Origin of the sequence: Pseudomonas sp. TNT2022 ID1044, from assembly GCF_028656895.1 — a bacterium.
In the GTDB taxonomy this organism is placed as follows: domain Bacteria; phylum Pseudomonadota; class Gammaproteobacteria; order Pseudomonadales; family Pseudomonadaceae; genus Aquipseudomonas; species Aquipseudomonas reinekei.
The window spans coordinates 1-23,264 of record NZ_JAMDHB010000039.1; the positions used below are offsets into that span (position 1 = coordinate 1).

The window sequence follows — 23,264 nt, forward strand, 5'->3', positions numbered from 1 at the left end:
GTCTTTCATGGGGCTCGTTCATCCACTTGCCGTTCCATCGTGCTGTTTGTGACCGGAAACAGAATCTTGGCCGCCATAAAAAGCGAGATGCAGGACGAAATGATGATCACGAACAAGAGGAGTACGACACACCAACTGATCCAGCCATGAGTAACAAGGCCAGTGATTTTCCCAACGTTTAACGACAGCCATCCCAGCACCGCCGCGCAGTACGAGATGATGATGGCCACCTTCTGGTTGGTGGACACCAAGTAGGTGTCGATCCTTTTCAATACTTCAAACAGGTTCTTGATTCGGTCTTCGGTTTGCATCGTCTCATCCTAGAGGTACGCGGTAGTAACAACTGCCTTCTATTCGAAGCTGCGGCATCATTGCGCCATTATACGGGTGGTTCAAAGTCCTGAGCTTTCTTAAACACGAAGGGATTAGCGTCAGGACGTCTGTTTGGGGGTGTTCTCTGCCGGTCATGGCGACACGGTGTGATTGTCTAATCCGATGTAAGTGATCGGTCAGGTCGAATGCATTTGGGTGGGCAAGTCATTCGGCAGTAAGCCCAAGGACTTGGCTTTCATACGAGCCAAGGCATAGACCGTACGTGTTCGAGGCATAGTCGCCCCCGTTTGGTCAGCCACTGCGACCAGTGCCCCCAGAATGGCCTCGATTTCAACGGGGCGGTGTGCTTCGACGTCCTGCAGCATCGACGTTGTCACTTTGCCAAGCTTGCGCGTGATGGCGATCCGTTGCTGTGGATCGATCTCAGGTGAGATGCCCAGCCGAGTCCCTAACTCAAGGATCTCCTCCATCATGTCGATGAACAAAGCATGCAGGAACTGGTCATCAATCAACTCATCGGTTGAACCATCGACCAACAGGCTGACAGGGTTGAAGCATGCATTACCAAGCAGCTTCAGCCATATTTCTTCGCGGATGTTGTCGTGCGCATGAGCATCAAAACCTGCATCAAGAAAAACGCCCGCGACATCTGAAACTCGCTCGCTAAGTCCGCCACCTGGTTCGCCGAAAACAATCTTGCTTCCGGACATATGACGGACCACTCCAGGGCTCACGACCGCGCAAGAAGGAAAGACCACACACCCGATTACGGCCTCAGTCGGAATGTTCTTTTCAATCACGCCATCAGGATCGACGGCACTCAATCGAGTACCCGATAACATTGAGGTTGATCTCAGGAAGTACCACCAGGGAAGACCGTTCACTGCTGGGACTATTCTGGTATTTGGCCCGATCAATGCCTTCGCCCCTTCGACGGCAGCCGGCAAAGCGGGTGCTTTGACGGCAAAAATCACCAGGTCCTGAATACCAAGCTCTTCGGCTTCAGCAGTTGCATGAAGAGGGGCGATTAATAGATCGTTACCCGAGTGCAGTCGTAAACCCTGATCGCGGATGGCCTTCAGCGTTTCGCTACGAGCGATAACGCTTACGTCGTGGCCGGCCGCGAACAGTTTGCAGGCCAGAAAACCTCCAATGGCACCTGCACCGACGATGGTGATTTTCATCATCCTATCTCGCAAAAAAATGGGCCAATTTGCCCGAGGATTTCAGTGGCGAAGCATCAAAGAAAACGCGCACGCTTCATCCGCGGTTGCTTATCTGTGGACCTACTGGATAACAGGTGGCTTCATTCCTCCGCCTGTGCTGCCTCGTAGGTATTTCCTTTTGGTCTTGCAGCCAATTGGATGGTGAGCTTTGGGCCCAAGGCCAGTTGCGCGTCATTAATCCGAAGGGCTAGAAAATCAAAGTGCTCGAGGTCGATCCTCATCTCTTCGATGAACATCCGTTTGTAGGCGTTTTCATCGTGGTTTTTGAAGGGCACGCCGGCATCAACTAAGGCAATGAACACCCGCGATACGGCTGAGTTAAAGACCGGCATCACGTCCAGATAAACTTGCTTATCCGGGTAGCGCTCACCACGAGCCTTGGTCCAAATTTTGGCGAATGCCAAACCTGCCTCAAGGGCCTCGAATTGTGCGAGAGCATTTTTTTTGCCCATCTGGTTCAGGTATGGCGAATTTGCGCGAGGATCAAGCCAATCGTAGATGTCGCTTAGCTTGACCAGATGCATCATCAATGGAGGGCTACCGCCAATAGTGCGGTGCCTGGCGATCAGGTATTCAGCACCGAACAATTGTTCCGGTTCACCATCCAGCCAAATCGTCTGCAGGAGGCTGTGGAACAGGGGGTGGCCGCGATGATGCAATGCATTGCGCAATGAGATCAGGAGGCTGGTCTCAGGAAACGCGTGATAGCTCAGCACTGGCTTCGAAACGTCGTACAGACCGTGAAACCCTTCCAATACAGCCTCAAAAGCGCGATCTAGGTTATGTATGGCTTCCTCTTTGTCGATCGCGACTAGGCTTTGATACCTCAGGAAAGCCTCGCCATACAGCCTCATGGCATTGGCGAAGCGCCCTAGGGCATTGGCAATTACTTGGGTTGATTGCTCGTCCATGTGAATTCGTATTGCGTCATGTGGGGTTTGAGGAAGATGAAGTTGCTTGGAGCTCAGGTGTGGGCTTGAACACGGAAAGCAGATCTGTGAACAAGCAACACTTGAGCTTACTTTATGCCCTCAGGATCCTGCGCTGGCTCAGGCATATTGCGAAACGCCTTCGACGTATCTGCGTCGGTGTAATGCTTCAGACGCAGGGCGCACTCGATCAATGCGATCCTTGCGAGCATCGCCCCTACTTTGCGAATCTCGGCGTAGGAGCGTAAGCGGTCCACGACGTTGCCGTGCAAGATCTTGGAGCGGCCATGATCGTAGAGCTCCTTCACGAGGCTACGCAGGTCGCGATGGTTCGCCCCGACTCGAAACTCGGTGTCTTCTTTCCATCCCGTGAGATGGGTCAACATGTCCAGAATGCCGCCGAACTTTCCACCTTCGGTCAGCACATCCAGGCTGGTTCCAATCTTCGTCAGGGCGATTGCTTCATTGATTTCGCGTTCACCTTCTGCGAGCCAATCCAATGCAATTGCCCAGCGCATGGCGAGTTGGGGATGTGGATGTGGTCTGGACGGAGTAGGGGAGAGACCTTCCAGAATATGGGCAAGCGCTTCTCGCATTGGGCGTCTTTTTTCATCATGTAGAAGAGCTTTTGCATCTCGACCACTCAACGTCAGTATTTGTTGGTTGAGGCCGAAACCAGGCATCCACAGGTAGCCCTGGGATTCGATCAGCGTGTGACGCTCAACGGGTGGCATCCGCTCATCGATAAGCGTCTGTTGATGGAATACAGAACCGCCTCCCATGATCAAGGACAATCCATCAAGTGCCGTCTTGCTGATGTGTCGCGCGGCTTTGATGGAAAGAGATCGCTCATACCCGGACATCGAGACTCGGAGCAACGATCGGCAAGAGCTCAGTGGACCGTATAAAAATGAGGCGAGTGGTGGTAACGGCTCCTCACCTTCCAGGATCACGCCCTTCGGTTTCGCCAATGCATCTCGAAGCGACTGCTTCCATTTTTCGTTTTCCGAAGATCCGCCAAAAAATGAATTTTTTGCGTTTTCACTGAAGTCGACGGTATCGAGCCACTGGTCCCGAGACATGAAGGTCACGGGTCCAACCGAAAGTGGTTCTTCGAACTCAAATCCCAAGGTCCAGGCGGGGAAGGAATGGGTGAAGTCTGTATCGGTATTCGCCAATACTTGCTGCACCTCCTGGTTGAGCAAATTCAGGTTCGCCGCACTATCCTCGCCGAACAGACCTTCGGCGTGCAGGTCAGCAACCTTTTGGCGAAGCAACGTTGCCAACGCCCTAAGCTCCACTCTTATGGAAAGGGATGGCACCTCATTCGACCATGCGTTCACCAACGCCAGTACGGCCAATCTCGCCGCGCTCCCGAACTCACGGTGGTATCCATTTTTCGTTGTTACAAAATCAGGCATCCCACGTTCGTCCCGCAAAGAACTGGGGTCGAATGAGCCATTGGGATGAATGCGGTCAAGCTCGGCAATGAGCTGGACGAGAGCTTCCAGTCTATTGAGTTCTCCAGTGTTCATTTCCGTTTGTTACGTCCTTTCTATCCAATGAAAATCTCTCACCCTATCGTGGTGAAAGCACCGAAAAAACTGCCATAAACAGAGGCGGCGTGGGTTACGAAAACGACCTCATTAGCTTGGGCACTGAGGTGTGATTGACGCTTGAGTTGTCCATCCCTCCAAGGCACCCATCACCAGATGTATGGAAATTACCTAATTTCCATACATCTGGTGACCTGTGCACTTCATGAGTCAGACACGCCGGCACCCGGCGTGCAGTCATGCGTGTCTGGGCAAGGAAAACAGCAGGCTCCACGCGAGAGCCTGCTCCATGCTAACTATCGAATGATGCTCGCATCCTGGTTGAAGAGCAGTTTGCGCGTCTCATCGTCGACCACCGGCGCGGTGTTGATCTGCTTCGCTAACTCATAGGCTCGTGTTGTCGCAGGTCGCTTACTGACCCGCCCAAACCATTTAGCCAAATGAGGAAAGTCGGCAAGATCTTGCTGCTGTCGGTGGTGAGGCACTATCCATGGGTAGATAGCCATATCGGCAATGCTGTACTGGCCAACTACGTACTCTCGACCATCAGATAAGTGCTTGTTCAACACGCCGTAGAGCCGAGAGGTTTCCTTGATGTAGCGTTCTCGTGCATAAGGAATCGGATCTGGAGCATATTGGACGAAGTGATGGTTCTGCCCAGCCATTGGCCCGAGCCCCCCCATCTGCCAGAACAACCACTGCAGCGTCTCGTTGCGACCTCGCAGATCATCAGGAATGAACTGACGAATTTTGTCTGCCAAGTACAACAAAATGGCACCCGACTCGAAGACCGACAGAGGCTGTCCACCATCCTCAGGTGAGTGATCGACCACAGCCGGAATGCGGTTATTGGGGGCGATTTTTAAGAACGAATCAGCGAACTGTTCACCCTTCCCGATGTTCACCGGCACCACACGATAAGGCAGCCCAGCCTCCTCAAGGAACATGGTGATCTTGTGGCCGTTGGGCGTCGTCCAATAATACAGATCGATCATCAGCGCGCGCCTTTACCCAGCTATCTGAGGGAACAGTGCCTTGCGAGCTTCGGCGTCCACTTCAGTCTTGAAGCTGTGTCGAGTCTTCAACACTTCAGCACGCTGAGCAGCTGGTCGTGTATTGATCTCATCGAGAAGACGTTTGACGTTCGGCAGTTTTTCCCAGGCGTCCTCGCCCAGAATGAACGGCACCGCACGTGCCCATCCCCACACCGCCATGTCCACCAGCGTGTACTCATTGCCAAGCATGTAGTGCTGGGTGGCGAGGCGGTCATTGATGATCGACCAGTGACGCCAAGCCTCGAAGGTGTAGCGAGTCACGGCGTAATCTTTGGGTTCGGGTGCGAAGTGTTTGAAATGCACCGCTTGGCCAGAATATGGGCCGATGCCAGTCGCTACGAACATAAGCCAGGTATACATTTCACCGCGCGATTTGAGGTCATCGGCAGGTAGGAACTTACCGGTCTTTTCGGCCAGATAAAGCAGCATCGCGTTGCTGTCGAAGACGACGCTATCACCATCAACCATGGCAGGGGTCTTGGCGTTAGGGTTGATCTTGAGAAACTCAGGATCGTGTTGCTCACCCTTACGAGTGTCGACCGGGATGAGCTCGTACGGAAGGTTGGTCTCTTCCAAAAAGAGCGCGATCTTCAGCGGGTTGGGCGATGGGTGGTAGTAGAACTTGATCATGCTGGCTCCTTGTTGGCCTTCAGTGAATGTCGGACAAAACCAAGGGCGGAAGCCCCAGGGTATTGAGTGCGATACCGACTGCATCTGTTACACATGCGGGGTCTGGGTTTAACCGCGCCAAAACTCGGATGCCCAGCAGAACGCTCAGCAGATGATTTGCTCCCTGTGTTGCATCGACTTTCGCGGCACCCTCGTTTTGTTGATGAAACGCATGCAGGCGATCGCGAAAGAAACCGCGGATGGTCTCAATTTCATCGGTCACCGCCTGACGCAAATCTGTGTCCTCAGCTTTCACTTCCAAGGCGGAATTCACTAGCAAACAGCCGCGATGCAGGGGGTCGTTTAGGGTCCGACCAACAACTTCTGCAAAGAACTTTGTGACGGCCATTCCCGCATCTGGCAGCGCCTCAAGGCGTCGAATTCGATCCCGTACGCTGCACTCCAGGTAGTGCTCTAGCGAGCGGCGATAGAGACTGCGTTTATCACCAAAGGCGTTGTAAAGGCTTGGCTGATTCAGGCCCGTGCACTGGACGAGGTCACGGGTTGACGTGCCCTCATAACCCCGCACCCAGAAGGCGTCCACTGCGGCGGTCAGGATTTTTGCTTCATCGAACGTACGAGGGCGGGCCATTGCTTAAGCGTGCTCTTTGGATTTGCCGGCGAACATAACATAGGTTTTGTATCGATCGATATAAAATAATTTTCATCCCGCCAGCCTTGGCAAGTCAGGCATTAGCAGGGCGAGCAAATGCCTGTTCACTGGCTCATTGGAGAAAAGCTAAAGGAAAGAAATCGAAGCTTTGGACAGGGCGATTGCCCTTGGAAATCATGGCCGCTGAAGTCGTTTTTGCGAAACCGGCCTTCGCCAGTTTTGCCATCCAGCACACGGAATTATCTGGTTACAGATAATTTCCACGTTTTGAGTGTTGGCCGATTGATCAAAATAACCATCGGAACAGTGCTGCTTTCAGCCAGCGGCAAACTCAACTGCAGCCATTGAAATTATTGGATCCGAGATGGAGTTTGGTGATCGTCATACGTTGCGATTTCAGGTGTTGGTCAACCTCATATTCGGCAAGGCAGAGCTTATTTGCTGATCTTACGTGCGTGATGGCGCTTTGATATAAAGCCGGCGCTCAGCAACCCAATAACAAGATCCTTGGCCCAGAGGACCATTTCAATAGCCCCCAAGGAGTAACTTAGATGCCGATAGGGAATATGCGCATAGGTTTGCGCGCGAGCCTATGTTTCGCTGTGCTGGCTGGTCTTTTGGTCGTGGTCGGAGTGTTCGGCTTGGGTCAGATGGCGACCTTACGGGAGACCACTTCTGCCATCGAAGAGTTCTGGATGCCGAGCATCGAACACATCCATGACAGCGCCGAGAAGGTCGCCACCATCCGGTTGGAATCCATGCGACTGATCGCCAATAGTGAACCTGCCAGCCGGGAAAGCAGTAAGACAATCCTCGCCACCGAACGCCAGTCGCTACTGAAGCTCCTCAACGATCACAAAAGCATGGTCGCCGGGGAAAGTGAGCGGGTGATGCTTGATGGATTGATTTCAGCAGCGGTCATGTACCTGAAAATTGTCGACGACGTGATTGCCTGCATTGATGCGGGACAACCGGAGCTTGCATCAGCCCTGCTCAGCAATGAAATGGGCCCTAGGGGCGCGGCACTGAACGAGCACATGCAAGGTTTGATTAGTATGAGCGAGAAGGGGGTCGCAGATGCTTCAAGCACCTCCAAACGCATGTACCAGCGTGCCCAATGGATTGTTGGCAGCATCATCGCGATCGCACTGATTGCGACCTTGATCCTGGCCTGGTCACTCACCCGTAGCATCACCAAACCGATCAATCAGGCCCTGCAAGTGGCCCGTCGAATTGCCTCCGGCGATCTGAGCGGAAAAATCGCCAGTGGCAACAAGGATGAGGCCGGGCAGTTACTCAACGCTCTCGCCGACATGCAAGGCCATTTACGCACAACCATCCGCGGCATTACCGACTCGGCTCAACAGTTAGCGTCCGCGGCGGAAGAAATGAGCTCGGTGATGGAAGAAAGCACCCGAGGATTACAGCAGCAGAATGATCAGATCGAGTTGGCCGCCACTGCCGTTACCGAGATGAGCACCGCGGTAGATGAAGTCGCCGCCAATGCGGTGTCCAGTGCCGAAGCCTCCGAAGCATCGAATAAGGACAGTAAGCACGGGCATGTTCAGGTTAGCGAAACCATTGCTTCGATTCAGGATCTCGTCACTGAAGTCCTCGACGCTTCCAAACAAGCTGAAGGCCTATCGAGTCAGGCGCAAGACATCAGCAAAGTTCTGGAGGTAATCCGTGGCATCGCCGACCAAACCAACCTGCTGGCACTCAACGCCGCCATCGAGGCGGCCCGCGCTGGTGAAGCTGGACGTGGTTTTGCTGTTGTAGCCGATGAAGTACGCTCACTGGCGCAACGCACTCAGAAGTCCACCGAAGAAATCGAGTTGATGATCAACAATATCCAGGCAGGTACCGGAACCACGGTTAACGCATTGCAAAGCAGTGCCGAGCATGCGAGCCAAACCCTGCGCAGAGCCAAGGGTGCCGGCCTTGCCCTGGAGAAAATCATCGCGTCGATCTCGCAGATCAACGAGCGCAATCTGGTCATTGCCAGCTCCACTGAGCAACAGGCTTTAGTCGCAAGGGAAGTCGACGAAAATCTGGTGATCATCCGTGACCTTTCCAACCAAACCGCCGCGGGTGCCACTCAGACATCAGCTGCCAGTCAGGACCTGTCACGATTAGCTATCGGCCTGAACGGCCTGGTAAATCGATTCGTTATTTGATCCGGATACCCCACTGTCACTCAGCACCTGGTGAATAAGCTTTCACCAACGCTGTGGTTTGGGTGTTGAATGGTGTAGTGGCACTTTGATAGCTTCCTGGCCTCGCCCATCTTTGTCCGATGGGCATGGATCAGCAATCTGCCGAGTGAACGGATAGGTTTGCGTTTAACAATCAGGGCGTTTCGTGGTGAATATGAAAAAGATCGGTCTGTATACGGGAATTTTGGGGGCCTTAGCCTCGGTCGGGGCACTGGTGCTCCCGGAAAAAGCAGTGTCGCAAAGCACCAGTGGCAACAACAGCCCTGCCATCTCTGGGAACGGTAACAGCGTCAATTACCAAGGCGGTTTCCCGGATCTTGAAACGATCAAAGCGCAGCGTCCGAACATCAGTGATCAGCAGTATGCTGCGATCAAGCCTGGTATGACTTACGAGGAAGTCTTAGACATCGTAAAGATTCCTGGTAAGGAAGCTGCCACCGGCGGCAATGTACAAATCTACACTTGGGGCACCGAATTGTACGTCTACATGACAGTGACGATGACTGATGGAAAAGTGCAGTCCAAGTCGCACTGACGAACCTCTTTCGTAGCCGCTTTTAAGGAGACGCTTATGGCGGCTTTACCTGCTGGTCTGGCCAAAGGGAGCGCTGAAAGTGGCATTGACGGCTCCCGCAGCCCCGCTGAACGTATCCAGCTAAGTTCATCTCGCAAATCTTTAACTTCGAGCTGTTGCCTCAATTTTTTCTTAAGTGCGCCAGGAAAATCTTAATTCCGGGCATTTTTCCCCATTTTTTCTTAAGCGGCTGGCCGCCCATAGGTGCACCCAGTTTCGACTGTGCAACGCTACGTACTGGTCGAATACCACCGCTAAGCCGTGCCACAGCATCCGCTTTGCATCTGGATCGGCGGGCACTTCACGTTGCCAAACGAACAGAACACACAGCAGTCACCCGGCTTCGGGCGTAGCAGAATTTTGCAATTGCCACACTCGTAGAAGTACTGGCAGGCGTTCGTGGGCATAGTTTCCTGCTTGGCGAAACCGCAATGTGGGCAGGTCAACACGGATTCGAGAGTGACGGCGCTCATGGCTGCCTCATTTGTGCACGGTGGAGGGATAACCCGCATTCGTCGTCGCCTTGGTCAACGCTTCAGGATCGGCTGTATCGGGATCATAGGTGATGATGGCCATCTTCTCGGCGAAATCGACCTTGACGGTACTCACACCGGGCAACTGTTCCAGTGATCTCTTGACCGTGATCGGACAGACCGGACAGGTCATGTTCTGAATGTCGAGCCTGACGGTTTCCGCTGGAGCCGCCAGCGCGAAGAGGGACTGCGAGGCGAGTGCAGCGATTAGCAGTTGGCGCATGGTGAGGCTTCCTCAATAGAACAGCGGAGCCAGCCACGGAACGGCCAGCAGGCAGAGTAGTAGTCCAGTGACGATCCAGAACACGATCCGCTGATGTGTAATCGTGTGCGGATTGGTGCAGTTCGTGTCCGCCGTGCAGACCTGTGGCGCCAGGTAGAGCTTGCGAAAGGCTAGCCCGAGAAACAGTAGCGTCAGGCCGATGAAAAACGGCCGGTATGCTTCCATCGCCGTCAGGTTGCCGACCCAAGTACCGCTGACACCAAGCGCCAACAGCACCAGTGGCCCGACACAACACACCGACGCACCGATAGCAGCCAATGCTCCTGCGATTAGCGAACCTTTGCCAATTTTCTGAACCACCGTCTTCTCCATTGAACCGATCTAACTTAAAGTCACTTTACATTCCGTACCTAAGTACAGAGTCAAGGGGAGTGTGATGACCGCTGGGTTGAGTATCGGCAAGTTGGCGGCAGCTGCCGGAGTGAACATCGAAACCATTCGTTATTACCAGCGACGCGGCTTGCTTGATGAACCGCCGAAACCGCTCGGCGGTTATCGGCGTTATCTACCGGGGCAGGTCAAACGTCTGCGCTTCATCAAGAGGGCGCAGGCGCTGGGGTTCACGCTGAATGAGGTTGGCGCACTGTTATCACTTGATGCGGTCTGTACTTGTAGCGAGACTCGGGCGCTGGCCGTGCGCAAGTTGGTGATGATTGAGCAAAAGATGGCCGACCTTGCCGCCATGCGACAGGTACTAGGCGGACTGGTGCACAAATGTGATGAAGGCGACGGCGGGGCCGCTTGCCCGATCATCGATGTGCTGAACAGGGAGTGATGCCAGTCTGCTGGGCATCATGCGTAGGCAACACCATCACCCTTGTCGCAAGAATGTTCATGTTCGAGGAAGGCTCTCGCACGTGAGTTTTGCAGCTATGCAAGTATGGTTTTTCGAGGTCGCCGTCCACTGATTTACATCGCCAACGAGGCCAGATGCCCGAGATTATTCGTTTTGCTGTGCCGGAGGATGCACAGCTTCTGCCCGCTATTGAAAGGTCCGCTGCGCAAGCATTCCGCTTGATCGATGAGTTGAGTTGGTTGGCTGAGTCGCCCCCTATGTCCGTTGAGCGACACCGCGAACTCATTGCGCGATCGGCATGCTGGATTGCTGTTGATGCCAAAAATCGACCACAAGGATTTCTCAGTGCTGACCGCCACGGCGGTGATCTGCACATCTATGAGTTATCGGTCCTGCGGTCCATGCAAGGACAAGGCTTGGGGCTGCGACTGATTGAGGCCGCAAAGGACTATGCCCGCTCAAACAGGTTGCGCTCCGTAACGCTCACCACGTTCGCAAACGTGCCATGGAATGCACCCTTCTACTCGCGCATAGGATTCCGGATTAAAGCCAGCCCCGACCTGGATCAAAGGCTGGAGGCGATATTGAGCGAGGAGTACAAGCACGGGTTTGCGCCTGGAAGTCGGTGCGCAATGGCGTGGCCAGTGACCTGAACGAAAACCTCCAGAGAATGAGCCCTATGCTCTAGTGGTCACCGTCACGGATCGGGACAATGAGGAAGCTCAGCTCTACACGCAGATCCAGCAGCGGCTAGCGGAGCAAGCCGTGGCAAAGAAGTAGTAAAAGGGCCGCTGCTCGCCTGCAGAACCGAGGGTAGTCACCTTTCAATCGCTTAATACACCTTGCACGTTCTGCCTTGGCTGGTACAGGTCAAGAGCTTGAGCGTCTGGACCTTGATCGCCGGCGGCAGACCCAGCACTGTCATTCATGTTCACTCCCACTTCCAGCCGTTAAGGTTGGAAGGTGGTTCGAGCGGTAGTTCATATTGTTCGACATCGATCAGCAGCCAGCCGCCGGCCGGCTCATTGCTGCCGTCGACGATCGGGCCTTGCAGCAGTAGACCGCCCGGCAATACCACGCGCAGCGCATTTGCTTCCTTGGGGCCGTGTAGGTAACGGTCAAACTCAAGGCGAAAGCGCTTCGGGCCGGCGTTGAGTACTCGGATGTTCAGTTCCAGCGTGGTCAGCTGGTTCGGCGGCGTATTCAAGTACAGGGCTAACACGCAAACGGTGGCCAGACCTTCATAGGCATAGGACATGGAAGTTATCCTGTTCAAATGACTGAGTGGCAGGTTGTAGGTAAAACCAGATAGCCGGGTAATGGTAGACCAACCATGCCAGTGCTGGTTTCCGAGGCCTCCGCGCCGAGGACAAGTGCGGGAGGCGATAGATAATAACGCCGTTATGGATTCGACCGCAGGCGGTCGTCGGGTTGCTTCGGAGCCCGAAACGAGATCGATCCCTGCACTGGCAGTGATAGCACGAAGCTCGACGATGAACGGGTTTGCATATCATGTCAGATATAGATATAAATATCTGACATATAGATTTTTAGAGCGCGTCGTAATGTCTCTTCCATCCATAATTCTTGAGCAGGTTCGTCGCCTACCCGTGGGGGCAGTGTTTTTGCCCAGAGAGTTTCTGCACTTGGGGACCCGTGCAGCGGTGGATCAGGCGTTTTCCAGGCTTACAAAGGCCGGAGACTTATGGCGCGTATCGAGAGGCGTGTACATCTCACGTACCTTCGCTGTGAGCGATGAAAGCAGCGTTCGAGATGTAGTTCTCGAGTCGATGGCGTCGAAAGGTAAAGCAGCTATTGTCTCCGGGGGCGCTAAAGCGGCTCATGTACTTGGATTGGACAACCAGAGTGTCGATAGAGACGTGTTTCTCACCTCTGGCCCCAGCAAAACACTGAGCATTGGTATGAAGCAAGTTCAACTGCAACATGCACCGGCCTGGATGTTGGCACTGGGCAACTCCAAGGCTGGCAACGTAATCAGGGCTATTGCGTGGTTTGGACGGGAAAAAGTTGAACGAGTGATACTCGATGCCCGTCGAAAACTGAGCGTTGCGGAGTGGAACGAGATTCTGGCAGTTCGTGGAGGATTGCCGTGTTGGATGGCTGCCGCTGTCGGGCAAGCTGGTGTGAATCTGCGATGAACGGAAGCTGAGGATCGATGGGTTCACCGCCAACGAAGGCGCTGATCAGACGTGTACTTTATTGATATCGGAAGGGTGGAAAGCCATGGCAAGCGGCGAGCATTTAAAGGCACTCGTGCGTTCTCACATCAAAGGCGATGATAGCCATTTCCTTGCTGTCGCGATGCAGCTGGCCGCCCATGAAGCCAAGCAGGGTCATGGCAAGCTTGCCCAGGATCTTCGCACTCTGATCGACTCGGCTCAGTCCAAACGAAACCAAATGCCGTCGGGACAACCCGTGCCCATCGGCCTGCCTCGCGGTGAGCTGAGTAATCTGCTGAGCGTTGGTCGCTCAGGAACTCGTCTTTCAGAAATGGTGCTCGATGAAGGTACTCAGCAGCGCTTGGCGCGCATCATCAGTGAGCAGCGTAACTTCGAGAAGATCAGGGCGCATGGTCTGTCACCACGACGTAAACTGCTATTGGTAGGCCCTCCTGGTACTGGCAAGACCATGACCGCGTCGGCTTTGGCCAGCGAGCTGAATATCCCCCTATATGTGGTGCGGCTGGACAGCCTGATTACCAAATTCATGGGTGAGACTGCCGCCAAGCTTCGACAGGTCTTCGATGCTATTCGAGACACTCGTGGTATCTATTTCTTCGACGAGTTCGATGCAATTGGTTCACAGCGCGGGCTTGCCAATGATGTGGGAGAAGTTCGACGTATCTTGAACAGTTTCCTGCAAATGATCGAACAGGATCAGTCGAACAGCTTGATCATCGCCGCGACCAACCATCCTGAAATTCTCGACTATGCCTTGTTCCGTCGCTTCGATGATGTTATCGAATATGGCCTGCCCAACAGCGAGCAAATACAGATTGCTCTGAAGAGTCGACTCTCGAATTTTTCGAAATCGATTATTGCTTGGGAGCAACTGGCCAAGGCCGCTGATGGCCTGAGTTATGCTGAACTGACGAAGGCAGCAGACGACGCTATCAAGGATGCGATCATTGGGGATCGTGTCGCAGTAGAAACGAAGGATGTGGAGAGGCATCTTGCTGAGCGAAAGGCCTTCCACCAACGACCACGATTATGAGCCGGTAGAGCTTATTCATGACGGAACCCAACGCAGGACAGCGGCGACATTTTTATTTTAAAGAGACAGGGAAATCTGAACGGTTCCAGTCTACGGCCTCGGCAAAACGTGACCCTAGATTCCCATATCGGGATCGTGGAGAACATGGCCGCACCCTTCGCTCCCAGCTCGTACGGGTTAAAGGGCAAATGGCAGAAGCTGTGGCGCTACAGCGCAGCGCAGGGCAAGAAAAGGGATTTGGCCTGCAGTTAGAGTTTATTAGCCAGCCCGGTTTCGAGCTTGCTTTTGAGGGCCTGGCTCGGGGGCCGCAGAAGATTGAGCTCTTGAACGTACGTTACGACGGTGCGACGCAGACCCATTTTGCGACCGTGTTTGTCCCCGACGGCAAGCTTGTAGCGTTCGAAAAGCTCATCGACCAATACCTGCACGTCGAAACCACAAAAGGCAAACCGCGCAATACCCCTCTGCTCAATCCCATTGCAGAAATCAGAGTCGCAACCTTCGAAGCGTTGTGGACAGACGACCCAGCGATGCTCCCTGTTAGTGATGACGATTCGATCTGGTGGGAGTTCTGGCTTCCAGTTCGAGATGATCAGGCAGCCGTTACGCAGCGCTTCAAAACAGTCGCCGCCGTGTTGGGCTTTCAGACGTCGAATCACGTATTGACTTTCCCCGAGCGAACGGTGGTGAACCTCTGGGGAAGCAAGACTGACATTGTGAGTTCAATGTCACTTCTCAATGAAGTCGCGGAAATTCGTCGAGCGAAAGAAACGGCAGAATTCTTTGATGCTCTCCCACCGCCTGAACAGCAAGACTGGGTTGCTGAACTCGCTGGTAGAACTACCAGGGGCGATGACAGCAATGTAAGTGTGTGCCTGCTCGATACTGGTGTGAACCGAGGTCACCCACTTCTGTCGGCGTTTATAGATCACGCAGACCTTCACGCGGTAGATCCAACATGGACTGTAAGTGACGGAATAGGCCATGGCACTGGATTGGCTGGTATTGCCCTCTATGGTGATCTGGTCGAGCCACTTACTTCTGGGGGGCCTGTTAATGTTCTTCACCGGGTTGAGTCGGTAAAGCTACTGCAAGCTGCGCGCGGGGTTTCGAGTGAACCATACGGCTCTCTCACCATGCGTGCCGTTGCGTATCCAGAGATCAATAGCCCAGGGAAGCAGCGTATCTTTAGCATGGCAATCACCAGCATTGACGATCGAGATCGCGGGCGCCCGTCAGCGTGGTCTGCAGCCGTCGACATGCTGACTTCGGACCATCTAGGCGGGCGAACCAACCCTCGGCTGATGGTGATTTCGGCCGGCAACGCTAAGGATACTGAATACCTGAATTACCCGAATAGCAACCTAACTGACGGTATTCATGATCCCGGCCAGTCCTGGAACGCAATCTGTGTCGGGGCATACACACTGAAGGATAGGATCGACCCGCCAAGTGCGACTTCACAGATCCTGGCTGCGCATGGCAGCTTGAGCCCCTACAGTACAACCTCTCGTACATGGTCTCGCACGCCATGGCCCCTAAAGCCTGATGTGGTGTTCGAGGGGGGGAATCTCGTGAGGGACGTGTATGGTGCGTTTGGGCATTCGTCGTTATCACTCCTGACAACCTCTCACGAGCCAGAACGCCGCCTTTTTTCAACCACTTGGGCGACAAGTGCAGCTTCTGCCTTGGCCTCTCGAATGGCAGCGCAGATCTCATCGGCTTATCCAGAGCTATGGCCGGAAACCGTCCGAGCGCTGATCGTGCATTCGGCGGAGTGGACTCCGCGAATGAAAGCGGACTTCTTGGCTGGAAATTCCAAGGCGGACTATGAAGGGCTGTTGCGAACAGTCGGTTTCGGTGTACCTGATCTTGGCCGAGCGATTTGGAGTGCATCGAACTCTCTGACCCTAATGGTTGAAGATGTAATCAAGCCATTTACGCGCCAAGGGTCGAAACCGGCCACTGCACGCGACATGCAGCTACATCAATTTCCGTGGCCCAAGCAGGCGCTCATTGATTTGGGTGATGCCGAGGTGGAAATGCGTGTAACGCTTTCTTACTTTATTGAGCCGAATCCAGGTGTGGCAGAGCGTGGGATCACTGGTCGCTATCGTTACGAATCCCACGGGTTGCGGTTCGAAGTCAGTCGCGAAAGTGAAGATGTCACAGCTTTCCGTCAGCGCATCAACAAGCGCGCGCGAGACGAGGAAGAGGAAATTCCTTACGTAGGCGGCCCCGCCGACGCTCGATGGCTCGTTGGTGCCCGCAATCGCCACAGAGGGTCCTTGCACTCGGACATTTGGCAGGGGCCTGCGTCTGCTTTGGCTGGCCTTGGCATTCTCGGTGTGTACCCGGCCCCAGGCTGGTGGAAAACACTTGTGAAGAAGAAGCGGTACAACGACGCTGTTCGCTACAGTCTGGTGGTGTCTATCAAGACGCAGCAGGCAGAAATCGATCTGTACAACGCTGTTTCAACCGAAATCGCGAATCGCACCGCAATCGTTACTTAGTATTTGAAGGAAGTTTACAAGCCCGCTGATGCGGGCTTTTTTGTCTCAGTGATGTAACAAGCGTCCGGCCGTGTGTAGTCGCCGATTTGAATGGTCCGGTGCCCGCCAGAAAAACTTTCCGTCGGTGTAACGAAAGCTCCGCCTGAAACGAATTACCTCCCCGATATCGCCGCGATCTGGCCACGCCTTCTATTTTGGCCTTTGGTTCAGGGAGTTTTAATGAAGTTGATGCAACGGTTGAATCACTGGCTCAACCCGGCAATCACTCTTACCGACCTATCTGTTCAGACGCCTCTACTGGCCAGTCTGCTGACCATGTCATGGTTGGTCGAAGCGCGTGATCCCTACACTGGCGGTCACCTCTGGCGGGTGTCGCAGTACTGCGCCTTGCTAGCAAAAGAGATGGGCTTTGCTCCTAACGAGGTAGTGCGCATCGCTCTCGGTGGATTCGTTCATGACCTGGGTAAGGTTGGGATTCCAGACGCTGTGTTACGCAAGGCTGGGCCGTTAAGTGATGACGAATACAGCGTCATCAAGACCCATCCCGAAATCGGCAAGCGAATGCTGGAAGGGCATCCGTTCGCGGCGCTGGTAATGGACGCAGTTTGGAGCCATCACGAAATGCCAAACGGTCGTGGGTACCCTCGGGGGCTCACGTCTGAGCAGATACCCACCATTGCGGCAATCACCGGAATCTGCGACGCCTTCGATGCCATGACCAGTAACCGACCGTACCGGGAGGGCATGCCTTTGGCAAAGGCGCTCGGCATCATCGAAAGCGGCGCGGGCTCACAATTTGATTCTCATCTTGCCTCATCATTCGTGAAGCTTGGGCGCCAAGGGCTCTTCGATCATGTAATGGGCCATACCGACGATGGCATCCCTTTAAGGCATTGCCTGACCTGCGGGCCTACTGTGGTCGTACGAAGAACGAGTATCCCAGGTGATCAGGTGTTTTGCCCGGTATGTGGATCAGGTTACGAGTTACATCCTGCTGAAAGCAGGGCAGCGCTGATCCTGTTTCCCACCGGAAAAAAAGGTTCGGCTGCACAGCTGAGCCCGTCCCCGGATACCGAGTTAATTGCTCGGCTTGCCAGCAGATTTGCCAAGAGTCCGCTCACCTAATGTCATCCAAACGACCATTTTACAACCCGAAGCGAGGCGCTGTTGGGCATCACCTCGTGGGCAAACAGATTGCCGCTGCATGCCTGTCGGAGCAGTAGCGCCATTGAGGGTGACTGTGTATGAGTATCAGCTTTGAGAAAGCGTTTGGCCCTGCCGAAAGGGCGTTAACGTATCGTATGCAAAGATCTGAGGTCCTGAGTAACAACATCGCAAACGCTGATACGCCGAACTTTAAGGCCCGAGATTTAGATTTTTCTGCTGTGCTGGCAAGCCAGACAAAGTCTTCTGGTACCCCATTTTCTTTGAAAACAACAAACGCAAAACACATTGCCGCAGAAGGATCAGCCAGTGATGTTTACGGGGGGGAGTTGCTTTATAGCACACCGACTCAGCCTTCCATTGATCAAAATACTGTCGATCAGCAGGTCGAAGTCGCAAAGTACACAGAAAATGGAATTCATTTCGACGCCGCCTTTACTCGGTTGAATGGAGCATTCAAAGGTCTACTCAGTGCTCTGCGAGGTGAGTGACGCAAAGGCTTGCCATTGGTACGGCTCCCTGAAGTTCACCAAGGTGGCCGTTCGGGCAACATTCCTTTTTTGCGAACCAGCAAATTGAGTCGATAAGGGCTCTGAAAACCGGTTTATATAATCGCTTTATAATTCCCTATAAAGCTTGATCTAGAGCCGCCGGTTAGGTGCTTCAGATCAAAGCGCATAGCCCTCAGCCATTTGAATCAATCGCTCCTCGACTAGGCGGGTGCCCTCAAGGGTCGAGAGCATCTCGTTTGGGCTATTGCCCAATAAGCTTTCCTTTGGCTTTGAGAGCCAATGCTTGGCCTTGGTATGGTTTCCGAAGATAACCTCCGCCATCGCAGTGATGTGGATGAGGCGAAACAGTCGGTCACTTTCGGACGTCGTCAGCCGCTGACCGTGCAGCAGTCTTGATTTGAGGGTTTTGAGCGGAATGATCTGGTTGTGTTGAGAAGGGGGGATTGTTCCAAGAGCATATAGCGCCATCACACTGCTTGCGGAGAACCCTGCCTCAATCAACTGATGAATGTTTTGATCTGAAGCGTCTGTGGGGATCTGGAGAAATATTTCCAAGTGAATGCGGTAAGCACAATACGCTTCCTCGCCCATGACCTCTGCAAACATAGCCACCTCTTCGATTCTGCATTCAATCGTGTAGCAACAGACAAATTCTTCTTCGTGCGTAGCTGAGCGTGCATTGAGGCATTAGCGATGTGATCAGCCCGCCAGTCTTCCGGTAGGCTCGTGCTCCTGGCCCGCTTGCAGGGCAGCGTTGAGGAAACGGCTGGCCGCGTCGGTGCGGCCAGCGAGCAGGCGCTGAGCCTCGAGCTCAAATTGAGCCTTCATGAGCCACTTGGACGTTTTTGCCTTACGTTTTCCTTTCATGCTCTGTGTGGCTCCAGTGGATTACCAGCGAAGCCAGCGTCGGCCTAGCAGTGCACCTATTACGGTCGGGATCACCATGCCCAGCCAGTACCAAGTCCCCCAAAACGGCACGTCCATTTCGGGGCAATGCAAACAGTAGGCGAGGGTGGCTGTTGCGCCGGCAAGTAGCCCGGCACACGCGCCTGTTAGTGTCAGGCGCGTGGGGGCCAATCCACGCATGGCCCAGAAGGCTGCGAGCAAACCTGGGATCGACAGTAGGGTGATGTTCATTGCGCACACCCGCCATGTTTTGCCGAGGACAAGGGTTGCGCGCATATCCGGTGTCGCCGTGAGGAGGACATAAAGCGAGCCAGCCCACAGAATAGTGACGCCTGCAACGATCAGCAGAGTTCCAGGGCCAAGTGTTCTTCCAGGTCTGGCCAGTCGCATGACCAGGCTAAGAGCTCCGACCATCAAGGTCAGCGGGAATGCGACTTTTGCCCAAAATATGGGGGTTGTCGCGGCAATGCCCAAGTCTGGGCGCGCGCCCAAAATAATCATCACCAGTATGGTGGCGCTCAGCGAGCCAATGAGCATCGCCACCCCGACACGTTTTGTGGGGGCATGGCGGTCGATCGGGGTCACTCCCGAAGCGAGCATGTTGATGAGGTCATCAGTTTTCATCGTGCACCTATGATTCTGCGCGCCAGCGCTTTGAGCCCGCGATGTACGCCTATCTTTACGGCCGACTCCGATAGCCCTGTCACTTGGGCGGTTTCAGTAACAGACAATCCTTCGAGCTTTACGTGCTGGATGGGCAGACGCTGACGGTCAGGCAACTGCTCCAGTAATTTATTCAGGTCACGACTGGCCTGTGCGGGCTCGAGTACAGGCTCGGCAAAAAGGTCCGTTGCGTCGTCGAGGGAATCATTAAACACCTCGTGGCGTGACCGACCCCGAAAAAAATCCATGAGTTTGTAGCGAGTAATAGCAAAAACCCATGCTGTCAGCGGTTGGTCCATTCGGTACGTATGGCGACTGTTGTGCACGGCCAGCAACACCTCTTGCAGCAGATCTTCCACCTCTCCCGGCTGTCGTTGAAGCCGTGCTCGCAAAAAACCGCGCACGTGACTACTCAACTCCGACAGGAATACACGGTAAGCCCGTTCGTCCCCGTCCAAACCTGCAAGGAATAGGGTCTGAAGATGGGTTTCACGGCTTCGCAACGCGTCGTTATTTGTAGTTCGTTCCATCTTCTGCTCTGGTTGCACGAGGAGTAAAAATATTCCGTACGTACATGACGTCAGCGTTAATTTTGGGCAGCGGATGATGCTTGCGTTCAAGGAGGCAAGGCAACAGTCAGGTGTGGTTTTGGGTTTTTGAAATTTTTTCCGGCGGCTGTAACCAGGGTCGAAAAGTCAGCGAACTACTCAACGGATCGCGAGTTCAGGGCGTACCTGCCATGAAGTGATCGGAATTATTACCCCGGAGAACCAACCATGAACCATCTGAAACTTGCCGCTCTCGCCATTGCGTTCACCTCCTTCACCGCCGGCGTCAATGCCGCCGAGACACCCGCAGCTACCGGCAAAATGGAGAAGTGCTACGGCGTCGCCAAGGCCGGTCACAACGATTGCAAAGCGGGTGCAGGTACCACTTGTGCCGGTACTGCCAAAGTCGACTACCAGGCTAACGCATGGAAAAACGTACCCGCTGGCACTTGCACCAGCATCAAGACCCCAAAAGGGACCGGCTCGTTGGAAGAAATGTAACTTTCCTGCTTCGGGGCTCCACCAATCATGAAGAATCAGTTCCAGATGGGGACCGGGCTCGGCCTGAAACCAGACCACTATCAGCAGGCGCTCGAGTGCGCGGCTCAGGGGCTTTGGTTTGAAGTGCATCCGGAAAACTACATGGTTGGTGGAGGGCCACGCTTAGCTTGGCTGGAAGCGATTGGCAGTCGACACCCTCTGTCATTGCACGGTGTGTCACTTTCTCTCGCGGCAGACTGCCCTCCAGATGAAACGCATTTGAAGCGTTTGAAGGCACTCGCTGATCGCGTTCAACCCGCATTGATTTCTGAACATCTGGCTTGGTCAACGTGGCGCGGCCAGTATCATCCAGACCTGCTCCCGTTTCCTCGTACGAGCGAAGCGTTGCGGCGCATTACCAGCAATATCCAATGCACCCAGGAGACCCTTGGACGCCGCATTGCGATTGAAAACCCAACGCACTACTTGCACCTAGATGGTCATGATTACAGCGAACTCGACTTCCTGGCTGAGCTGACGGTCAGGACCGGGTGCGGTTTGTTGTTGGATGTAAACAATGTGCACATCAGTGCGAAAAACCTGGGTTTTGATGCTTCGGCTTATCTGGATGCTTTTCCCGCCAACGCCATTATGGAAATTCATCTGGCGGGGCACAGCGAGGACCCTGGGAATTCAACGTTACTCATAGACACTCACGACGCCCCCATTGCTGAGGATGTCTGGTCTCTGTATCAGAGATTGATCGCACGGGTCGGTAGCCGCCCAACGTTGATCGAGCGTGACGACAACATTCCCGAATTCGATGTGCTGCTCGATGAGCGGGAAAGGGCGCAAGCACTCCTGAGTCTTGGACATAAGCCTCAGTTTGCGGAGGCAATATGAAGACGTCACTCAGGCGCTTTCAGGATGCGTTCATCGATGCGCTGTATGGCATTGAATCAACCCACACGAAATCGCTAGTGAGACAGCCCGGCTTTTCGGTGTATCGAAATACTGTGTTCAAAGGCACAACTGACGGATTGATCGCCAATTTCCCGACCATAGAGCGTTTGGTGGGTAGCGACTGGTTGCGTGATGCGGCAGCAATCCACGCTCGAGTGTCGCCTCCAACGGATGCGCGATTGCTCAACTACGGCACGTACTTTCCAAGCTTTCTCGACGGTTTTGAGCATGCCCGTGATATGCCCTATTTGGGTGACGTGGCGCGTCTGGATTTGCTCTGGACACAAGTGCACTGTGCCGCGGATGAAGTTTGCCTGGAGATGAATACGCTGGCTCAAATGTCCGCGACGAATCTGGGCAAATTTTGGCTGACGCCTCGAGCTGCTTCCCGCTGGATATGGTTCTCTGATTGCCCGGCTTTCACTATCTGGCGCTTGAATCGTGAAGAGCTGGAGATGCCTGAAGAGATCCAGTGGCAGGGCGAAGGTGCGTTACTGACGCGTAAGGCTGGGCGTGTGCATTGGCAGGCGGCAAGTGCCGCTGAGTGCGTTTTTCTCGATGCTTGCGCCGCAGGATCATCGCTCGCGCGGGCGGCCGATCGAGCTTCAGAAGTCGAACCGACGTTGAACCTGGAGCAGATGATCATTCGCTTGGTCAGCGCTGAAGCATTTGCCGACCTGGACTCACGTAGACCGCTACACAAGCCAATTACTCGCGTTGCGATGGAGCGCCCGTGAACAGCATTCGATCCACCTTGCTCGTAGCCGGCCATTCCATGCGTGCTCAGTGGGAGCGCGCGGCAAAGCGACTGAGTTTGCTCATAAGCGATTCACTACTGGCCTTTGTGGCCCGCATTTCCATCGCTGCCATTTTCTTTATGTCCGGACGTACCAAGGTCGATGGTTTGCTAACGGTGACGCCGAGTACCTATGAGTTGTTCCGGACTGAGTACGCATTGCCCTTAATATCTCCTGAGCTGGCCGCACATCTGGCCGCGTACAGCGAGCACTTGTTTCCAATGCTTCTGGTCCTTGGACTGTTTACCCGGGTCTCAGCGTTGGCGCTCTTGGGGATGACCCTTGTCATTGAGATCTTCGTATACCCCGATGCCTGGCCGACCCATCTGTCCTGGGCTGGTCTGCTGCTCCTCGTCATCGCGCGGGGGGCGGGCAAATTGTCGGTAGACCAACGGTTGGGAATCCGATGATCCGTCGTGGTGGAGTCCACTGATTGCAGTAAAATGGAAAGACATCACGACGTCACGATGTCTTAACGGGATGCAGGGAAAATATGAATTCTGATGGTGTACCGCTGTATGCAAAAGTCGCAGCCACCCTGGCTGCTGAGATCTCTGAAGGGGTCTTGGCGGTTGGAGATCGCTTGCCCGCTGAAGAGGGGTTGATGGAGCGATTTGATGTCAGCCGTACGACGATCCGCAAGGCAGTGGAAAACCTCATTGCGAGGGGCATCGTTGAGATTGGGGTTTGGGGAGCAATGG

At 54.2% G+C, this 23,264-nt stretch carries 29 protein-coding genes; 14 read left to right on the plus strand and 15 right to left on the minus strand.

What is annotated here, in order from left to right:
* Positions 1-5: 5 nt before the first annotated feature.
* The 7 genes from M5G20_RS29780 to M5G20_RS29810 form a co-directional block, all read right to left on the minus strand.
* Complete coding sequence (locus M5G20_RS29780) at positions 6-311, minus strand: hypothetical protein (protein ID WP_273922080.1); 306 nt, start codon at positions 309-311, stop codon at positions 6-8.
* A 198-nt stretch (positions 312-509) separates the two neighbouring features.
* Positions 510-1,517 (minus strand): ketopantoate reductase family protein, encoded by a 1,008-nt coding sequence (locus M5G20_RS29785; RefSeq protein WP_273922081.1) that lies wholly within the window; start codon positions 1,515-1,517, stop codon positions 510-512.
* A gap of 122 nt (positions 1,518-1,639) precedes the next feature.
* Entirely contained in the window at positions 1,640-2,470 is an 831-nt protein-coding gene (locus M5G20_RS29790) for a hypothetical protein (RefSeq protein ID WP_273922082.1), read from the minus strand.
* A gap of 107 nt (positions 2,471-2,577) precedes the next feature.
* On the minus strand, positions 2,578-4,023 hold the full coding sequence (locus M5G20_RS29795; RefSeq protein ID WP_273922083.1) for a HEPN domain-containing protein: 1,446 nt from the start codon (positions 4,021-4,023) through the stop codon (positions 2,578-2,580).
* A gap of 317 nt (positions 4,024-4,340) precedes the next feature.
* Positions 4,341-5,039, minus strand: coding sequence for a glutathione S-transferase N-terminal domain-containing protein (locus tag M5G20_RS29800; protein ID WP_273922084.1), 699 nt, complete (start codon positions 5,037-5,039; stop codon positions 4,341-4,343).
* Positions 5,040-5,051: 12 nt separating this feature from the next.
* Positions 5,052-5,729, minus strand: coding sequence for a glutathione S-transferase family protein (locus tag M5G20_RS29805; RefSeq protein WP_273922085.1), 678 nt, complete (start codon positions 5,727-5,729; stop codon positions 5,052-5,054).
* 19 nt (positions 5,730-5,748) lie between these two features.
* The gene (locus M5G20_RS29810) at positions 5,749-6,360 is read right to left on the minus strand and encodes a TetR/AcrR family transcriptional regulator (RefSeq protein ID WP_273922086.1); all 612 of its coding nucleotides are present in this window, start codon (positions 6,358-6,360) and stop codon (positions 5,749-5,751) included.
* A 587-nt stretch (positions 6,361-6,947) separates the two neighbouring features.
* On the opposite strand from M5G20_RS29810, the gene M5G20_RS29815 reads away from it, so the two are divergent.
* Entirely contained in the window at positions 6,948-8,558 is a 1,611-nt protein-coding gene (locus M5G20_RS29815; protein ID WP_443218334.1) for a methyl-accepting chemotaxis protein, read from the plus strand.
* Positions 8,559-8,751: 193 nt separating this feature from the next.
* Entirely contained in the window at positions 8,752-9,132 is a 381-nt protein-coding gene (locus M5G20_RS29820; RefSeq protein ID WP_273922088.1) for a hypothetical protein, read from the plus strand.
* Positions 9,133-9,425: 293 nt separating this feature from the next.
* Here the strand turns inward: M5G20_RS29820 and M5G20_RS29825 are convergent, their stop codons facing one another.
* The 3 genes from M5G20_RS29825 to M5G20_RS29835 are packed head-to-tail and all read right to left on the minus strand — an operon-like array spanning position 9,426 to position 10,299.
* Positions 9,426-9,644 carry a GDCCVxC domain-containing (seleno)protein gene (locus M5G20_RS29825; protein ID WP_273922089.1) on the minus strand — a complete coding sequence of 73 codons (219 nt, stop codon included), beginning with the start codon at positions 9,642-9,644 and terminating at the stop codon, positions 9,426-9,428.
* Positions 9,645-9,651: 7 nt separating this feature from the next.
* Complete coding sequence (gene merP, locus M5G20_RS29830) at positions 9,652-9,927, minus strand: mercury resistance system periplasmic binding protein MerP (protein WP_273922090.1); 276 nt, start codon at positions 9,925-9,927, stop codon at positions 9,652-9,654.
* A 12-nt stretch (positions 9,928-9,939) separates the two neighbouring features.
* On the minus strand, positions 9,940-10,299 hold the full coding sequence (locus tag M5G20_RS29835; protein WP_273922091.1) for a mercuric transporter MerT family protein: 360 nt from the start codon (positions 10,297-10,299) through the stop codon (positions 9,940-9,942).
* Between the two features lie 64 nt (positions 10,300-10,363).
* Here M5G20_RS29835 and merR point away from each other — a divergent pair, with 64 nt between their 5' ends.
* Both merR and M5G20_RS29845 read left to right on the plus strand, forming a co-directional pair.
* A complete protein-coding gene (merR, locus tag M5G20_RS29840; protein WP_273922092.1) occupies positions 10,364-10,762 on the plus strand; it encodes an Hg(II)-responsive transcriptional regulator in 399 nt (132 codons plus the stop codon).
* Between the two features lie 155 nt (positions 10,763-10,917).
* Positions 10,918-11,436, plus strand: coding sequence for a GNAT family N-acetyltransferase (locus tag M5G20_RS29845; protein WP_273922093.1), 519 nt, complete (start codon positions 10,918-10,920; stop codon positions 11,434-11,436).
* Positions 11,437-11,714: 278 nt separating this feature from the next.
* Here M5G20_RS29845 and M5G20_RS29850 read toward each other — a convergent pair whose 3' ends face one another.
* A complete protein-coding gene (locus tag M5G20_RS29850) occupies positions 11,715-12,041 on the minus strand; it encodes a hypothetical protein (protein ID WP_273922094.1) in 327 nt (108 codons plus the stop codon).
* 307 nt (positions 12,042-12,348) lie between these two features.
* Here M5G20_RS29850 and M5G20_RS29855 point away from each other — a divergent pair, with 307 nt between their 5' ends.
* From M5G20_RS29855 to flgB, 5 genes are all read left to right on the plus strand, one after another.
* Positions 12,349-12,942 carry a DUF6088 family protein gene (locus tag M5G20_RS29855; RefSeq protein ID WP_273922095.1) on the plus strand — a complete coding sequence of 198 codons (594 nt, stop codon included), beginning with the start codon at positions 12,349-12,351 and terminating at the stop codon, positions 12,940-12,942.
* Positions 12,943-13,027: 85 nt separating this feature from the next.
* Entirely contained in the window at positions 13,028-14,017 is a 990-nt protein-coding gene (locus M5G20_RS29860; protein ID WP_273922096.1) for an AAA family ATPase, read from the plus strand.
* Positions 14,018-14,034: 17 nt separating this feature from the next.
* Positions 14,035-16,530 carry a S8 family peptidase gene (locus M5G20_RS29865; protein WP_337994308.1) on the plus strand — a complete coding sequence of 832 codons (2,496 nt, stop codon included), beginning with the start codon at positions 14,035-14,037 and terminating at the stop codon, positions 16,528-16,530.
* Positions 16,531-16,749: 219 nt separating this feature from the next.
* Complete coding sequence (locus tag M5G20_RS29870; protein ID WP_273922097.1) at positions 16,750-17,655, plus strand: HD-GYP domain-containing protein; 906 nt, start codon at positions 16,750-16,752, stop codon at positions 17,653-17,655.
* Between the two features lie 119 nt (positions 17,656-17,774).
* Positions 17,775-18,185, plus strand: coding sequence for a flagellar basal body rod protein FlgB (flgB, locus tag M5G20_RS29875; RefSeq protein WP_273922098.1), 411 nt, complete (start codon positions 17,775-17,777; stop codon positions 18,183-18,185).
* A gap of 177 nt (positions 18,186-18,362) precedes the next feature.
* On the opposite strand, the gene M5G20_RS29880 is transcribed toward flgB, so the two are convergent.
* The 4 genes from M5G20_RS29880 to M5G20_RS29895 all read right to left on the minus strand — a co-directional run bounded on the left by M5G20_RS29880 (position 18,363) and on the right by M5G20_RS29895 (position 20,305).
* Positions 18,363-18,812 (minus strand): antitoxin Xre/MbcA/ParS toxin-binding domain-containing protein, encoded by a 450-nt coding sequence (locus tag M5G20_RS29880; RefSeq protein WP_273922099.1) that lies wholly within the window; start codon positions 18,810-18,812, stop codon positions 18,363-18,365.
* Between the two features lie 93 nt (positions 18,813-18,905).
* Positions 18,906-19,034: a hypothetical protein gene (locus M5G20_RS29885; RefSeq protein ID WP_273922100.1), complete on the minus strand. Its 129-nt coding sequence runs from the start codon at positions 19,032-19,034 to the stop codon at positions 18,906-18,908.
* Positions 19,035-19,094: 60 nt separating this feature from the next.
* Positions 19,095-19,736: a DUF1109 domain-containing protein gene (locus tag M5G20_RS29890; protein WP_273922101.1), complete on the minus strand. Its 642-nt coding sequence runs from the start codon at positions 19,734-19,736 to the stop codon at positions 19,095-19,097.
* Positions 19,733-20,305 (minus strand): sigma-70 family RNA polymerase sigma factor, encoded by a 573-nt coding sequence (locus M5G20_RS29895; protein ID WP_273922102.1) that lies wholly within the window; start codon positions 20,303-20,305, stop codon positions 19,733-19,735. The genes M5G20_RS29890 and M5G20_RS29895 overlap by 4 nt, the downstream gene beginning before the upstream one ends.
* 246 nt (positions 20,306-20,551) lie before the next feature.
* Between M5G20_RS29895 and M5G20_RS29900 the strand changes: the two genes are divergently transcribed.
* From M5G20_RS29900 to M5G20_RS29920, 5 genes are all read left to right on the plus strand, one after another.
* The gene (locus M5G20_RS29900; RefSeq protein WP_273922103.1) at positions 20,552-20,824 is read left to right on the plus strand and encodes a BufA1 family periplasmic bufferin-type metallophore; all 273 of its coding nucleotides are present in this window, start codon (positions 20,552-20,554) and stop codon (positions 20,822-20,824) included.
* Between the two features lie 27 nt (positions 20,825-20,851).
* Entirely contained in the window at positions 20,852-21,706 is an 855-nt protein-coding gene (bufB, locus tag M5G20_RS29905) for an MNIO family bufferin maturase (protein ID WP_443218333.1), read from the plus strand.
* Positions 21,703-22,503, plus strand: coding sequence for an HvfC/BufC N-terminal domain-containing protein (locus M5G20_RS29910; protein ID WP_273922104.1), 801 nt, complete (start codon positions 21,703-21,705; stop codon positions 22,501-22,503). Before bufB ends, M5G20_RS29910 begins: the two co-directional genes overlap by 4 nt.
* Positions 22,504-22,541: 38 nt before the next feature.
* A complete protein-coding gene (locus tag M5G20_RS29915; protein ID WP_273922108.1) occupies positions 22,542-22,973 on the plus strand; it encodes a DoxX family protein in 432 nt (143 codons plus the stop codon).
* A gap of 83 nt (positions 22,974-23,056) precedes the next feature.
* The coding region (locus tag M5G20_RS29920) for a GntR family transcriptional regulator (RefSeq protein WP_273922105.1) at positions 23,057-23,264 on the plus strand (208 nt) is incomplete at its 3' end.